Below are 15,420 nucleotides of genomic sequence, written 5' to 3'. Positions count from 1 at the left end.
TTTAACTTCCTTTCGTTGCATGCGCTAATGTTAAAATCAATGCTAGCCCGCTAATATCATTGACACGAATCGAACGCGTCTCATGTTGCTCATTTTTAAGCTGTTGAAATGGGATATCGTGATGTGTCAGTTGATTCAACGCATTATTAAATTCGTCTTCGTGTTGTGCCGTAAATTCGAGTTGCTCAACGATGCCGTACGGTGGGATTTGTATAGTGTCTGTTTGATAAATATGAACTTCAGCACCTAATCCACCGCCCTCTCCTTCCATAACTACGACAGATTGATTGGCTTGAGGTGAAGTGTATTCAGCAATAGGGTTAAAGCCAAATAAATCACTTAATAACGTCATCGTCACAGCCGGTTCATGTGTGCGCAACATCACTGGGCCGAGTCCTTGTAATTGATGTAGCGGACTGACAGAACTCTCTTCACTAGGCATTCCCAGTCCAATGCCGACATTCGCTTCGTCTGAAAAAATATTGAAATGTTGGTCATTGGCATCAGAAAATTGTATCCATTGATGACCATTCAAAAGAGCAGGCCCTTCAAATGGATGTTGCTGTGCTTTTAAAATGGCCATATATTCATCAATACCCTCGTTACTCGGTGTACGTAATGCCACACTTTCAAAATGTTGATGCGCCGGTTCAATCGATTCTGCTATTTCAACAAACTGAAGGCGTGTACCAGGGCTGCGTTGTGCATCTCCAAATTGAACACGATTGCCCTTTCTGTGGTACGTCATACCTAACATATTATGGAATAAATCAATCGTTTTGTCTATACTTTTAGTGCCCAATGTCACACTACGAAACTGCGCCATTTGATCTCACTCCTCTTTGTTTTTATTATAACGTAAATAAAGTATGGAAGGAATCAGATGACATAGCTTTAAAATTTGAGTATCGTACCAGCAACAATAAAAGCGATACCTGCCACAATATAAATCATTTTCGAACGATTAAACTTTAAAGTATCGAAGGCAAATAAGACTAATAATCCTGTCCCAATGAATTGGAGAACTGGATAATAATGAAGATAACCTAATAAACTTGCGACGATTAACCCTAATTCTGCAATCATATTAATTACACCGATAATAATAAGTATATAAACAAATTTATCACTCATCGTTGACACCCTTTTCTTTAAAGTGTTGTTTTTATTCATTGTAATACAAAAATCCCAATTGTGGCACACCGTAATTTTATCAAAAAATTTATAAAACGTTTTACTTTTTGTATTTCTTTAAACTTACCCTCTCGTATGCAAATATAATGAAAAATTGCCAAGATGGATAGGAACATTTTAAGAAAACAAACTCATTAGAAAAATAATTAGAAACTAACTTTGAAAGAAGATTTGATTAAAGAGAAGTAAAATTTGATGAATTCTGTGACTTAAGCACCGCTCCTGTTTTTTGGTACTCATATGAGGAGAAATTGCCAAGGTGGGTGAGACTCCCGAGGGATCAGTCATTAATATTCAAAAAGGCAAAAACAATTATTTTAATAACCATATGATAAAGGGTTGTAAAATTTTGATATGTTTTAGTATTCATTTGATAAGACCTTCCATTTTATCCGTATGCTAACGTAAAATTGCCAAGATGGCGAGACTCTTGAGGGATGAGCTGAACCGGAAAATCCACCAACGCTTCAACCAATGTAACAGTACAATAAAAGCGTTGGTTAGTTGAAGGTTCAGCCCCTAAGAACGCGAGCCAATCTTGGCAATTGTAAAAATAAGTACATACAAAAGAGGGCAAGTATAGCAAAACTAAGAATCAAATCATCAAAATTTTGCCTTGCCCTCTTAATCAAATATAAATTAAGACTCTAATAATAAATCTTCTGGGTTTTCAATTAACTCTTTAATCATTTTCAAGAAACTTACGGCTTCTTTTCCATCGATAATTCTATGGTCATAACTTAATGCGATATACATCATTGGACGGTTTTCAATCTTATCTTGATCAATCGCAACCGGTCTCGTAATAATAGAGTGCATACCTAAAATTGCAGCTTGACTACCGTTGATAATTGGTGTAGACATCATTGAACCGAAAATACCACCATTTGTAATTGTGAATGAACCATTCATCATGTCATCCAATGTCAATTTATTATCGCGTGCTTTTGCCGCTAAGTTGGCAATTTCTTGTTCGATTTCTGCAAAGTTTTTCTTATCGCAATCTCTTACGTTCGGTACGAGTAAACCGCCTGGTGTCGATACGGCAATACCGATATCGTAGTATTGTTTTGTTACCATGTAGTCGCCATCGATTTCAGCGTTCACTTCAGGGTAACGTTTCAATGCGGCAACCGCTGCTTTTGTGAAGAATGACATGAAGCCAAGTTTCGTACCGTCATGATCTTCCATAAATTTGTCTTTTTTACGTTTACGGAGCGCCATCACATTCGTCATGTCTACTTCATTGAATGTCGTTAACATTGCAGTGTTATTGCTTACTTCTAATAATTTTTTAGCTGCAGTTTGTTTTCTACGACTCATTTTTTCACGAATGACTGGTTTTGATGGTGTTTTAGGTGCTTGTGGTGCAGCAGCTTCTTTTTCTTTAGATTGAGCAGCGCCTGTTGATTTTTGTTGTGAGCCACGTTCAACATCTTCTTTACGAACGACATCATTTGCTTTGCCATTCACTTCACTTAAGCTAATGCCTTTTTCACGTGCCGCGCGACGTGCTGAAGGTGTTGCATTAATACGTTCGTTTGAAGAACTGCTTTGGCTTTCTTTGTCTGAAGATGACTTTTCTTCTTTTTGCGCTTGTTTGTCTGACGCCTGTTGTTCTGATTGATTTGACGCGTCTTTTGAGTCAGCTTTTGAATCATCACTTGAAGGTTGAGCAGCGCCACCTTCACCCACTACTGCAATGGCTTGGCCGACTTCTACTGTGTCGCCTTCTTCAGCAAGTAATTCTTGAATTGTACCTTCTTCTTCAGAAACCACTTCGACATTCACTTTGTCTGTTTCTAATTCAAGGATAGCTTCACCTTTTTCAACAGTGTCACCTACTTGTTTTAACCATTCTGCAATGGTACCTTCCGTAATCGATTCTGCTAATTCTGGAACTTTTACCTCTGCCATTTTTTATATGCCCCCTAAATATTTAAACTATTTTCAATGATATTATTTTGAACAAGTTTATGAATTTCACCATCACCCTCGGCAGGTGCAGCTCTATGTTTTCTACCGTGATAAGTCAATTCGTATTGATCGCCAACGATGTCACTCAACATTGGATAAGCATAATGCCATGCCCCTTGGTTTTGCGGCTCTTCTTGAACCCATGCGACTGTTTTAAGGTTTGGAAGTGTTTCGAGAATTGATCGAATTTCTTCTTCTGGGAAAGGATAGAGTCGTTCAACAGCTACAAGTAAAATCGATTCGTTTGGTGATTCAGCTAATTTTTCTTTCAAGTCGATAAACATTTTGCCTGATGCGAGAATGACTTTTTTAACCTTTTTAGCTTCGTGTGCTTCTGGGAGAATTGGTTCAAATCCACCAGATGTAAATGCACTGATTGGTTGCGCTACTGTTTTATTACGTAATAAACCTTTTGGAGACATGACAACTAATGGTCTCATTGCGTCAGTTCCTAGGCTTGCTGCTTGGGCACGTAATAAGTGGAAGTAGTTGGCTGAACTTGATAAGTTACAAATCGTCATATTGTTTTCAGCTGCCAATTGTAAGAAACGCTCTAAACGTGCTGATGAATGTTCAGGTCCTTGTCCTTCAAATGAATGTGGTAACAAGAACGTTAAACCTGAAGATTCACCCCATTTTGCATTACCAGAGAAAATGAAGTTGTCAAAATACATTTGCGCCATATTCGCGAAGTCACCAAACTGTGCTTCCCAAATGTTAAATGATGACGGATTTTGAACATTATAGCCATATTCAAAGCCTACAACTGCAGCTTCTGATAATGGAGAGTTATGAATGTCGAACGTCGCTTTTTGATCTGGTACGTGTTGTAACGGCGTAAATGTGTCGCCATTTTCTTGGTCATGTAACACCGCATGACGATGGCTAAATGTACCACGTTCAGAATCTTGACCTGTCATACGAATTGGTGTGCCTTCTTGCATGACTGTCGCAAATGCAAGTTGTTCGGCATGAGCCCAGTCCACTAAGCCTTCTTCACTTTCAAATGGTTGCTTACGTTGTTCAAGAATACGATTTAACTTTTTGAAAATGTTGAAACCTTCTGGATAGTTAAACATTGCATCGTTAATTTCTTTTAAGCGATCAAATGACAGTTCAGAGTCATTGTTTTTTAAAGGCTCAGAAATACTATCAGGAATGCTCATATCTGTATTGTCATTTTTGTCGTTTTTATCGATTTTGTCATGCGCTGTACGCATTTCTTTTTGAACGTTTTGCATCACTTCGTCTATTTCGTCTTGGCTCATAATGCCTTCATCTACAAGTTGTTTACCATAAATCACTTCAGACGTATCATGCTTCTGAATTTGTTTATATGGTAATGGGTTCGTTAATGTAGGCTCGTCCATTTCATTATGACCGAAACGACGGTAACCAACTAAGTCAATCACGACATCTTTATTGAATGCTTTTCTAAATTCCATTGCAATATCAATCGCTTCAATTGTCGCTTCAACATTATCAGCGTTCACATGCATAATCGGTACATCATACCCTTTAGCCACATCTGTTGCATACGTTGTTGAACGCCCGTCTTCTGGATCTGTTGTGAATCCGATACGGTTATTCGTAATAATGTGCAATGTCCCACCTGTTGAGAACCCGTCTAAATTACCAAGGTTCATCGTTTCAAAGTTCACACCTTGACCAGGATATGCAGCATCACCATGCACGATAATCGGCATTGCATTTGAAAAATGAGTTTGCACTTTACCCGCATAATCTGTTTGGTCTTGGGCAGCTCTAGTACGTCCTGTCACTACAGGTGCAACGACTTCTAGATGACTTGGGTTGTTCGCTAATGTGATTTTTTGTTCAATACCATGGTCATTAATCGTTTTAATGCCACCTAAGTGATATTTAACGTCACCTGTCCAACCTGAAGTGATAGATAAGCTACCATCTTCTGGTAAAAATTTCATTGGATCCGTATGCATAAATTCTGAAAGCATCATCTCATATGGCTTTTGTAGCACATGCGTTAAAACATTTAAACGTCCACGGTGTGCCATACCAATTTGAATATTTGAAATTTCTTCTTCAGCAGCACGTTTAATTGTTTGAGTGATCATAGGTACGAGGGTATTGACGCCTTGGATTGAAAATCTTTTTGCACCTACAAAGTTCTTGTGAAGGTATTTCTCAAAGCCTTCAACGTGTGCCAGAAGTTTGAAAAGCTTGATTTTTTCTTCTTTATTAAGGCTTGCTTTATATGGTGTTTCAATACGACGTTTTAGCCATACACGTTCTTTATTATTGTTAATATGTGTATATTCGAAAGCAATTGGCCCCTTATAACGTTCTTCCATACGTTCAATAGCTTCATAGGCATTATCGTAAATATCTTTAAAATGATCAGAGACGATTTCAGCTGAAATGTTTTCTAATGTTGCTTGATCTAAGTTAAAGTCTTCAGGATTTAATTTAGGAATATTTGTACGCTCTGGTGCGTTCACTGGATAAATATCAGCTTCTAAATGACCGTATTGTCTAATATTATCGATTAAACGCATCACACGCTTGATCGTACTATCTCCTGAGCTTGATTCGGTTGCTGATGATGTTGTCGCTTCACCATCTTTAATTGTACTAAAGAGAACTTGTAAATCTTCAGTCACAGAACTAGGATCTTCTAAAAATTGATCGTATAACTCTAAAATGAGTCCTAAATTTGTGCCGAAGTTTACAGGTGCCTCTGTCACCTGTTTATCGTTCTTCATAATCCACCCTCCACAGAAAAAATAAAAACGCTTACAGGTCAATAATAGCATTAAAATGTGAACATTTAAAGGCAAAAAGCCAGATAATTGTACTTATCCGCCCGAATCAAAACTGATGGTAAATGTTGTAAAATACCCGACTTCACTTTCGACTGAAATTCGGCCATGATACAACGTCACCATTTTATGTGCAATAGAGAGTCCTAAACCGTTTCCTCCTTGCTGGCGTGAGCGTGATTTGTCTACACGATAAAACCTGTCAAAGATGTGTTCTTGGTCTGCTTGAGGGATACCTAAGCCACGGTCTGTAATTTTAATCACAACTTGATTGCTAATGAGTTTCGTTTTAATAGAAATATGCTTATTTTGTGTGTCATATTTAATCGCGTTATCAAGAAAAATAAGTAAAATTTGTTCTAAGTGGAAAGAATTAATATCTAAGTATATAAAGTCTTGACTCGTATGAAAGTCGAGTTGATAATCTGGATGAATTTGTTGTAGTGCGTGAAGCCGACTTCTAATTTCATTATTCACATCGACTTTTTCAGTTTGATTTTCAGTTGATCTCGTATCATCTTTAGTGAGTAGCAATAATTCTTCAACGAGTTTCGTAATCCGATTCATTTCCTCGATGGAGATATTCAGAGACTCTTCTAAAATGTCAGGATCTTTCTTACCCCAGCGCTGAATTAGATTTAAGTGTCCTTGGATAATTTGAAGTGGTGTTCGCAATTCGTGTGAAGCGTCTTCTACAAATTGACGTTGTTGGTTAAATGAACTCTCTAATTTCATCATCATACTGTTAAAAGTATCGATAAGCGCATCTGTTTCTTCATAGTTGGTTGGGACTTGAAGTTTTTCTTGGAATCCATTACGCCGAATTTGTGTCATCTTTTCAGTAATAATATTAATGGGTTGGGTAATTTGAGATGAAAAGAAATAACTGAGTGATGCGGTCACGAATAATGCAATCAGTCCAAATGTCAGGGCAAGATACGTGATAAAGTTTAATAAATCATCGTACTCTTCTAATGAATGGACAATGGTTGCGTGTCCTTTAAAGTAAGGCGTATTAATCGGTGTCGATACGATGATGAAAGACCCCTTATCTGTGCGTAAAATTTTAATATTACGTGTATCATAAGCTTGAAATGGTGGTGTGAACTTTACATTCGTTGTACTGACATTTTCAAATATTTTTTTGCCACGTTTATTGTATAATATCACTTTTTGATAGTTATCAAGGACGGAACTGAATTCTAATGCAGTAATATTTTTGACCGGTTTCGTTTCAAGCAAATTGTATAGATCATCAGCGCTTCTTTCTGCTTTATCAAATTCATTTTGCTTCAACAAGCTGCTAATCGCATAAATGATCAGCAAGCAAAAGATGAAAATAATAAGAAATGTAATGAGCGTCGTTACAAAAGTCCACTTTGTCTTGAGTGTTGATTGTTTCATTGACGAATCACATAGCCGACACCACGCACAGTTTCAATCAATTTTTGCTTATCTATGCGTTTTAACTTATTTCTTAAATATCGAATATACACATCCACCACATTCGTTTCGACTTCAGATTCATATCCCCAGACGTGATCTAAAATTTGTTCACGATGAAGGACGCGATTTTTATTTTCAGCGAGGAGTAATAATAAATCAAATTCTGTTTTCGTTAATTCCAGTTTTTCACTTTGATAAGTGACATGGAAAGCACTCTTATCAATTTTAATACCATCAATTTCCACAACATTCGTATCGGACACATTCTCATCTGAATAACGACGGATGAGTGCGCGGCTTCTAGCTAATAGCTCTTCAATTTCAAATGGTTTAACGATGTAATCATCTGCACCGATATCTAATCCAGTAACTTTATCGTATATTTCACCTTTCGCAGTAATCATAATAATCGGTGTATCTTTTTGTGTTCTTAATCTTTTACAAACTTCTAAGCCGTCCATTTCTGGTAACATCAAATCTAAGAGTATTAAATCAAAGTCATGCTGCAATGCACGGTTCAAACCAGATACGCCGTCATATTTCACTTCTACTTCATAATTTTCATGCTTAAATTCAAGTTCAATAAAACGTGCTAAATTTTGTTCGTCTTCAATAATAAGTACTTTTTTCATATTAGCCACCTCTCCCCCTAATCATATGCTAAAAATAAAGAAGACGAAAGTTTTTTAAAAAAATTTTGCATTTTTAATTGACAATGATTCTCAATGCGTTATAATGTAATTGAAAATGATTATCAATCCCAACGACCCCCCACTACAATTCGTTCTTATGATTGAGTCATTTTCAATAATATCCCCTTTTATATGCCCGTATAAAAATTCGTTGATATTAAACGTTAAATAAAAGCCGTCGCAGTTTATGCGGCGGCTTTTATTGTGTATGTTTGAATGAGAAAGAGAAAAAATGTTGATGTCATGGCCTCTCTTTTGTACACGTGGCTATCCGTGTTTTAAAAAGAAAGATAATGCAAGCGAACAATACGATATGACCGTTATATTTTCTCAGTAATCAAATGATTTGGCTTGAAAAGATGAAATTTAGTGAAAGAAATAAGATACTATGATAACGATCGCATATAAAAAGAACTGCCTCTCCTCATGAAAGACAGTTCTTGATTCATTATATTTTAGTTTGCGCTAATGGGTGTCGTAGGATAAGTTGTGTCAATACGATACAGAAAAGCCCTCCGACAATACCAGCCATAATATCAGTTGGGTAATGTACGCCAAGATAGACGCGTGAGCTCGAAATAAGGACAATCATCAACACACTTAACGTCATGGCCACACTTTTTGCTTTTCCTTTTAGGATGCGGTGCGCGACGTAAATCACACTTCCGAAAAAGGCTGTTGATCCCATCGCATGACCACTTGGAAAGCTGAACCCTGAAATATCAATTAAACGTAATAAAGTTGGACGTTCTCTGTCAAAAATATTTTTCAAAATAGGGTTCGACACGCCTGATAACAGCATTGTTAATGCGAAAAAGAGCGCCTCAATTTTATAGCGGTAGAGCATCAACAATGCAACCATGACGAGTGATAATGTTATCATCGCCCATACTTCGCCAATTTGCGTGGCACCGAAGAAGATGGCCGTTGAAATAAAGCTTTCTGACGCATAAATCAAATTGTATACTTCATTATCAATCCATTTACCGAGACGCGATTCATGAAACATCGCAATCATTGAAAATATTAATGTGAAGACGATTAACAAAGAAATCTTCTTCCAATGTGTCATACGCCAACCTCCTATTGAAGTGCGTCTTGAATGATTTTGTCGAGTAAATCATGACGCGTATAGCTTTCTGTAAAACTTTCCATATTTTGAATATACTGATGTCGGTTTTTTTCAAGTTTGGCTAATGCAGGTAATAACGTGTCACTCGACAATTCCGACTCATCTAACATCGTCGCGTAGCCTTGTTTTTCAAAGTATTTCGCATTGTCGATTTGGTCACCACGAGATTGATCGAGACCGAGTGGGATGAGTAACATAGGAAGACGTAATGTCAAAAACTCATAGATCGCATTTGCACCCGCTCTTGACACGACGGTATCAGTAATCGCTAATAAGTCGGTTAATTCTTCTTTAACGAACTCATACTGCATGTAGCCTTCTTGGTTAATATTTGAAGCGACGAGACCTTTCCCAGTCAGATGAATAATTTGGTACGTTTGTAGTAATTCATCTAAATGACGACGAATGGCTTCATTAATTTTCAAACTCCCCATACTGCCACCCATCACGAGTAAGGTCTTTTTATTAGGTGTGAAGCCTGTCAATGCATAACCATTTTGTTGATGACCGTGTTTTAAATCTTCACGAATCGTTGCGCCTACAAAGTCTGATTTTTCGCGTGGCACGTATTTTAACGTATCTTCAAAAGTGGTATAGAGTCGTTTCGCAAACTTAATTGCAATCTTGTTGGCTAGTCCTGGTGTTAAATCTGATTCATGAACGATGGTTGGAATGTTCAGTGACTTCGCTGCGAGTATGACAGGAACAGATACGAAGCCACCTTTTGAAAATACGATGTCAGGACGTTCGCGTTTTAATGCTTTACGTGCATCTCCAATGCCTTTGACGACTTTAAAGACATCTTTCAAATTTTCAACAGATAAGTAACGACGTAATTTCCCACTTGAAATCGGATAATAAGTCGTTTCAGGAAGCTGAGATGTAATCATTTCTCGTTCGATGCCTTGTTTGGAACCAATATAAAATGCTTCGTGCCCTTTTTCGAGTGCAGTCGGTATCAAACTTAAATTCACGGACACATGCCCAACGGTACCGCCACCTGTAAATGCAATTTTTACCATAATAACCCTCTATTCTGTTAATTTTTTATAGTATGCGTAAAATGGTTTGCCTTTATCAAAAGGAAATTCTGTGCTTGTCATTTCACCGATTTTAATGAATCCATATTTATCAAATAAGCGTTGTGCACGTTGATTTTGTGAAAAAGTATCTGTTAATAAAATATCAACGTTGTGTTCTTTCGCTAATGCAATCGCAAAGGTCATCAACGCTTGAGCTGTTCCGCGATATTGCGGTGAAGCTACAAGGCGATGAATCACGTATGCTTGTGATTTGTCAACTGGCCATTCGAGTGTGTCATACCAGTCGGGTGCTTGTTGATCAATCACAATAAACCCTTGAATCACGTCATCTTCATCATAGACAAAGAGACTGCCGGATTCAATATCCGTTTTAAAATGGGTCTTTAAAGGGTAGCGATGGTCCCATTGTGGATTGTCATCTTTAATCATGAGTGTTTTTGCTTCTTCAGTCAATTGTTCAATCGTATCGAGATCTTGTAATGTTGCTTTTCTTAACAAGGCCATCACTCCTCTACTTTTTTCAATGTTTGTTCTAGCATCGGATCTTCAGACGACGCTTTCTCGACAAGTCTTTCTGTAAATACACCATTTGTCTCTTTGTTAAACATTCCATTTGCCGTTAAATCATTTTTTTGTTGGAATTGTTTTACTGCGGCAGTCAATTGGGCGTCATAATGTTCATCAATAGTACCGACGTCATAGCCGAGTGCTTTAAGACCGATTTTTATCGATTTAATATGTTTGTCTTCTTGTCCTTGTTGATACGTTGTTTTGGAAGGAATCATAGAAATATTCTCATAATCTGCACCTTTTACAGGGACATCAGGTTGAATCCCTTTACCGTGAATGTAATGACCATTAGGTGTGAGCCATTTCATTTCAGTGAATTTTAATAACGAACCATCTTCAAACTCACGTGTCGTCTGTACAATCCCTTTACCGAATGATTTTTCACCATAAATCTTGGCTACTTTATGATCGTGGAGTGCACCAGCAAAGACTTCGGAAGCACTTGCTGAACCTTCATTAAGTAAAATGGATACTTTTAAATCTTTCACATCTTCTAACGGCGCATTTGATGTTTTGATGGCTTCTTTTTGATCGCCTTTTTCTAATTGAACGACCGTTTCATCTTGATCAAGGAAAATATTTGCCATTTTTACAGCTTCATCCAGGAGACCACCTGGGTTGTTACGTAAATCAAGGACGATATTTTTAATGCCTGATTTTTGCGCTTGCTGTATGGCAGATTTTAACTCTCCTGCTGTACCTTCTTGGAATTTATTAATTTTAAACACACCGACATTGCCATGTTTTTCATATTTAACACTTTTGACATGTATGGTATCTCTCGTCACAGTGAGTTGTTTTTCTTCACCGTTACGTCTCACCGTTAATTTCACTTCAGTCCCTTTTTTACCACGGATTTTAGGAATAATCGCATCAAGCGTTTTTCCTTTAACTGACTTGCCATCGATTGCAATCAGTTCATCACGTGGTTTCAAACCAGCTTTTTCAGCAGGTGAATCTTGCATAGGACTCGTAATGATGATTTGCTTTCCTTTTTGTTGCAACTCCGCACCAATACCGACGAAATCACCGGAAACATCTTCATGAAAAGAAGCTGTTTGTTCTTTTGATAAATATTCGGTGTAAGGGTCTTTCAAACTTTTGGTCATCCCCTGAATGGCTTCATCTAGCAACTGGTCTTTATCTTGCTTTTGATAAAAATCGGACGCCAATATTTCATAAACTTCACTTAATTTTTGAGCATTCTCACTTATTTTTTCATCTTTACTGTATTGCTGGAAAAAGTAATTGACCCCAAAAACAATTAATCCTGTCAATAATACTGTAAGGATGAGACTTAAAATAAATATTTTTAATGAGACATATCGAGGTGTTTTTCTTTGATTTGGTGAATCTTTCAATCTGTTTTCCGCCCTTCTCGTTAAATCCATTTTTGCATTATAATCGTGCGCATAGGCGACAGTTGATTTAACGGTGTGACATAAAGAAAAAGGGTGAGACATCTTCTGCCAGCACCCTCAAAATTTATGCGTGTCAAATCTTTAGCAATCACTTAAAATTGAAGCCATTCCTGATATTCTTCATACAAGTCATCAAAAACAGACATCGGTAATGTGAAATTGCCTTCTGTCTCAATGTATTCAGATAACGCATCGAAATCTTTATCGTATTTTGGAAAGGACAAATCTTGGAATATTTGTTCTGCGAGTTGTCCAGCATCATCCTTACGACCACGAACATTTAATGCAAATTGATAGAATGAGACATTTTTCATTATTTCATTGTCACTTCAATCACTGATGTCTCGCCTTTGTTCAGTTGTGCTGCTTGTTGAATCGCAATAGCTGCTGTTTGATCTGTATTTGTAATGATCACAGGTGATACGATAGATTTTGCATGTTGGTCAATATAATCAACGTCAAATGTAACCAGTGGGTCGCCTACTTTTACCGTATCTCCGCTATTGACTAATGTTTCAAAACCTTCACCATTTAATTGAACGGTGTCTAAACCGATATGAACAAGGACTTCTAAACCGTTGTCTGCTTTTAAACCAATCGCATGTTTGGTAGGGAAAACGTTGTCGACTACACCAGCAATTGGAGACACGACTTTGCCTTCAGTTGGGCGTATACCAAAACCATCACCCATCATTTTTTGAGCAAAAACAGGGTCAGGAATGTCTTCAATTTTGACATATTCGCCAGTCATTGGTGCATAAACTTGAATTTCCTTATTTGCTTCTTCACTTTTTCCGAATAATTTCTTAAACATAAAACTCGCTCCTTTATTGGTCGAAAAGTTTGACTAAATCACCATAGCCTAACGATTCGAGCTTTTCATACGGTATGAATTGGATTGCAGCAGAATTGATACAATAGCGCAAGCCACCACGTTCTTTCGGGCCGTCGTTGAACACGTGTCCTAAATGACTGTTGCTGCCTTCAGAGCGGACTTCTGTTCTTAACATGCCAAACGATTTGTCTACCAGTTCAATAATCTCTTGGTCGTCGATAGCTTTTGAAAAACTTGGACAACCACAGTCAGACTCAAATTTATCATCTGACGTAAACAACGGTTTGCCAGAAAGTTTGTCCACATAGACGCCCTTTTCAAAGTGATTCCAATATTCATTTTGAAAAGGTGGTTCTGTGCCATCTTGTTGTGTGACGAGGTACTCTAAGTCTGTTAAATCTTTTTTATCTTTTTTAATCATGCTTGATTCCCCCAATGTTTTTCAATAAACGCTTTACGTCCTGATCCACGTTGATATTGTGCATAGTGAAGCGGATGTTTTTTATAATAATCTTGATGTGCTTCTTCTGCTGGATAAAAATTACGGTATGCTTCGACAGGTGTCACCACAGGATCGCTAAAAATTTGGGATTGATTTAACGCATCAATTTTACTCAAAGCGGCTTGTTGTTGCGCTTCATCGTGATAAAAAATGACAGGTCGATAACTGTCGCCTCTATCAAAAAATTGACCGTTTTTATCTGTTGGATCAAACGTTTTGAAATATATATCTAAAATGTCATCATAACTGATCACATTGTCATCGTATTCAATTTGTACAGCCTCTACATGGCCTGTTGTATTTGTACAAACCTGTTCATAAGTTGGATTTTCTACTGTCCCACCGCTATAACCTGATGTGACTCGTTCAACGCCGTCAAATGTATCAAAAGGTTTAACGAGACACCAAAACATCCTCCTGCTAAAGTTGCTAAAGCCATGCTTGACACCTCCATTATTATGAATCAGATGAATCTTTAAGGACAACTAAACCAATGGCCCCCGCACCTGTATGTGTCGAAATGACAGGTGTCGTGTGTCCAAAATCAAAGTTTTGAACCGTAAAAGTTTCATCTAATGTTTCTTTAAATTTATCCATGAAATCTTTTGCTTTTGCATGTGAAATACCTACAGATTTAATAGATGCATCACCGACAAACGGTTTTAAATCTTTGAGTACATATTTAATACAAGCGTTTTGTGTACGCGCATTATGAATCATTTCTAGCTTACCGTCAATCAATGAACCGATTGGCTTGATTTTCATGAGGTTACCAATTAAACCTTTTGCTTTACTAATACGGCCCCCTTTAATGAGTTGATCTAATTGACCGATAATCACGTAAAGCTGAATGTTTTTTTGTAAGTTTTGAAGTTTTGAGACAATTTCCTCTGTTGGTACGCCTTCTTCAACCCAGCGAATCGCATTTTGAAGTTGATAGCCCAAGCCGAAAGAAATCGATTTAGAATCAATAACTGTCACTTTAGCGTCAACCATTTCACTCGCTTGAACAGCGGTTTGATATGTGCCACTTAAACCCGATGAAAGATGAATACTAATAATTTCTGCGCCATTTTGACCCAGCTTTTCATATGTTTCTACAAATCTTCCAATTGGAGGTTGGCTCGTTTTAAAATCATAGCTGCTGTCTCCTAGATATTGTGAAAAAGACTCAGATGAAATGTCCTTTTGATCCTCATAAGATTCTCCGTTAATTGTAACACTCAACGGAACAATATGGACATTGTGTTGCTTCAGAAAAGCGTGATCTAAGTCAGATGTCGAATCTGTAACAATAATACGTTGTTGCATAATGCTTACCTCCAATAATTACTTTCGAGTGAGATGTAAAAAAGTGTGCGGATATTTATTCTTTTCATCCACAGTACCTTCTACAGCAGATGTCACTTCCCAATCTTGAAAAGTGTATGGTGGGAAAAATGTGTCCGCTTGGAATTTGTCGTCGATAACAGTAATGTACATATCGTCAACACGGTCAATAAAAGTTTCGAATAACGTTTGACCGCCAAAAATAAAGATGTGGTCGTCGTCAATCGCATCAATTTCTTCAATGCTATGAATGACCTCCACGCCCTCGGGTTTGAAATCAGGATTGCTCGTAATAACGACATTTCTACGTTGCGGTAACGGTTTACCAATAGATTCGTATGTCGCGCGTCCCATTACGAGAGTATGTCCAGTTGTCAGTTTTTTAACATGTTTTAAGTCATTGGGTAAATACCACGGTAACTGTCCTTCAAAGCCAATGCCACGTTGTTGGTCATGTGCAACTAAAATAGATAGTGTCATA

General features: G+C 37.5%; 15 protein-coding genes and 1 pseudogene. All 16 read right to left on the bottom strand.

The window, feature by feature from the left end; translation table 11 throughout:
• Position 1: 1 nt before the first annotated feature.
• A complete protein-coding gene (locus EL101_RS07615; protein ID WP_096596295.1) occupies positions 2-826 on the bottom strand; it encodes a VOC family protein in 825 nt (274 codons plus the stop codon).
• Positions 827-894: 68 nt separating this feature from the next.
• A complete protein-coding gene (locus EL101_RS07610) occupies positions 895-1,134 on the bottom strand; it encodes a hypothetical protein (protein WP_096596294.1) in 240 nt (79 codons plus the stop codon).
• Positions 1,135-1,833: 699 nt separating this feature from the next.
• Complete coding sequence (gene sucB / locus EL101_RS07605; protein WP_096596293.1) at positions 1,834-3,111, bottom strand: dihydrolipoyllysine-residue succinyltransferase; 1,278 nt, start codon at positions 3,109-3,111, stop codon at positions 1,834-1,836.
• A 14-nt stretch (positions 3,112-3,125) separates the two neighbouring features.
• Positions 3,126-5,912: a 2-oxoglutarate dehydrogenase E1 component gene (locus EL101_RS07600; RefSeq protein ID WP_096596292.1), complete on the bottom strand. Its 2,787-nt coding sequence runs from the start codon at positions 5,910-5,912 to the stop codon at positions 3,126-3,128.
• A gap of 93 nt (positions 5,913-6,005) precedes the next feature.
• The gene (locus EL101_RS07595) at positions 6,006-7,373 is read right to left on the bottom strand and encodes a HAMP domain-containing histidine kinase (protein ID WP_096596291.1); all 1,368 of its coding nucleotides are present in this window, start codon (positions 7,371-7,373) and stop codon (positions 6,006-6,008) included.
• Entirely contained in the window at positions 7,370-8,047 is a 678-nt protein-coding gene (locus EL101_RS07590) for a response regulator transcription factor (protein ID WP_014613931.1), read from the bottom strand. Before EL101_RS07590 ends, EL101_RS07595 begins: the two co-directional genes overlap by 4 nt.
• Before the next feature lie 508 nt (positions 8,048-8,555).
• Positions 8,556-9,179, bottom strand: a complete 624-nt coding sequence (locus EL101_RS07585; RefSeq protein ID WP_096596290.1) for a phosphatase PAP2 family protein — start codon at positions 9,177-9,179, stop codon at positions 8,556-8,558.
• Positions 9,180-9,190: 11 nt separating this feature from the next.
• A complete protein-coding gene (locus EL101_RS07580; protein ID WP_096596289.1) occupies positions 9,191-10,261 on the bottom strand; it encodes an undecaprenyldiphospho-muramoylpentapeptide beta-N-acetylglucosaminyltransferase in 1,071 nt (356 codons plus the stop codon).
• A 9-nt stretch (positions 10,262-10,270) separates the two neighbouring features.
• Positions 10,271-10,786 carry a GNAT family N-acetyltransferase gene (locus tag EL101_RS07575; protein WP_096596288.1) on the bottom strand — a complete coding sequence of 172 codons (516 nt, stop codon included), beginning with the start codon at positions 10,784-10,786 and terminating at the stop codon, positions 10,271-10,273.
• Positions 10,786-12,243 (bottom strand): S41 family peptidase, encoded by a 1,458-nt coding sequence (locus tag EL101_RS07570; protein WP_373364899.1) that lies wholly within the window; start codon positions 12,241-12,243, stop codon positions 10,786-10,788. The genes EL101_RS07575 and EL101_RS07570 overlap by 1 nt, the downstream gene beginning before the upstream one ends.
• 122 nt (positions 12,244-12,365) lie before the next feature.
• Positions 12,366-12,587 (bottom strand): YozE family protein, encoded by a 222-nt coding sequence (locus tag EL101_RS07565; RefSeq protein WP_096596286.1) that lies wholly within the window; start codon positions 12,585-12,587, stop codon positions 12,366-12,368.
• Positions 12,587-13,087 (bottom strand): PTS sugar transporter subunit IIA, encoded by a 501-nt coding sequence (locus EL101_RS07560; protein WP_019165328.1) that lies wholly within the window; start codon positions 13,085-13,087, stop codon positions 12,587-12,589. Before EL101_RS07560 ends, EL101_RS07565 begins: the two co-directional genes overlap by 1 nt.
• A 13-nt stretch (positions 13,088-13,100) precedes the next feature.
• Positions 13,101-13,529, bottom strand: coding sequence for a peptide-methionine (R)-S-oxide reductase MsrB (gene msrB, locus EL101_RS07555; RefSeq protein ID WP_096596285.1), 429 nt, complete (start codon positions 13,527-13,529; stop codon positions 13,101-13,103).
• Positions 13,526-14,049 (bottom strand): annotated as a pseudogene (msrA, locus tag EL101_RS07550) (peptide-methionine (S)-S-oxide reductase MsrA). The gene msrB and the pseudogene msrA overlap by 4 nt, the downstream one beginning before the upstream one ends.
• Before the next feature lie 17 nt (positions 14,050-14,066).
• Positions 14,067-14,921: a DegV family protein gene (locus EL101_RS07545; RefSeq protein WP_096596283.1), complete on the bottom strand. Its 855-nt coding sequence runs from the start codon at positions 14,919-14,921 to the stop codon at positions 14,067-14,069.
• Between the two features lie 18 nt (positions 14,922-14,939).
• Entirely contained in the window at positions 14,940-15,419 is a 480-nt protein-coding gene (locus EL101_RS07540) for a dihydrofolate reductase (RefSeq protein WP_096596282.1), read from the bottom strand.
• Position 15,420 lies beyond the last annotated feature (1 nt).

This window comes from Staphylococcus delphini, from assembly GCF_900636325.1.
GTDB classification, from domain to species: Bacteria; Bacillota; Bacilli; order Staphylococcales; family Staphylococcaceae; genus Staphylococcus; species Staphylococcus delphini.
The sequence above is the reverse complement of the archived record's forward strand: the minus strand, read 5'-3'. Positions and strand labels throughout refer to the sequence as shown.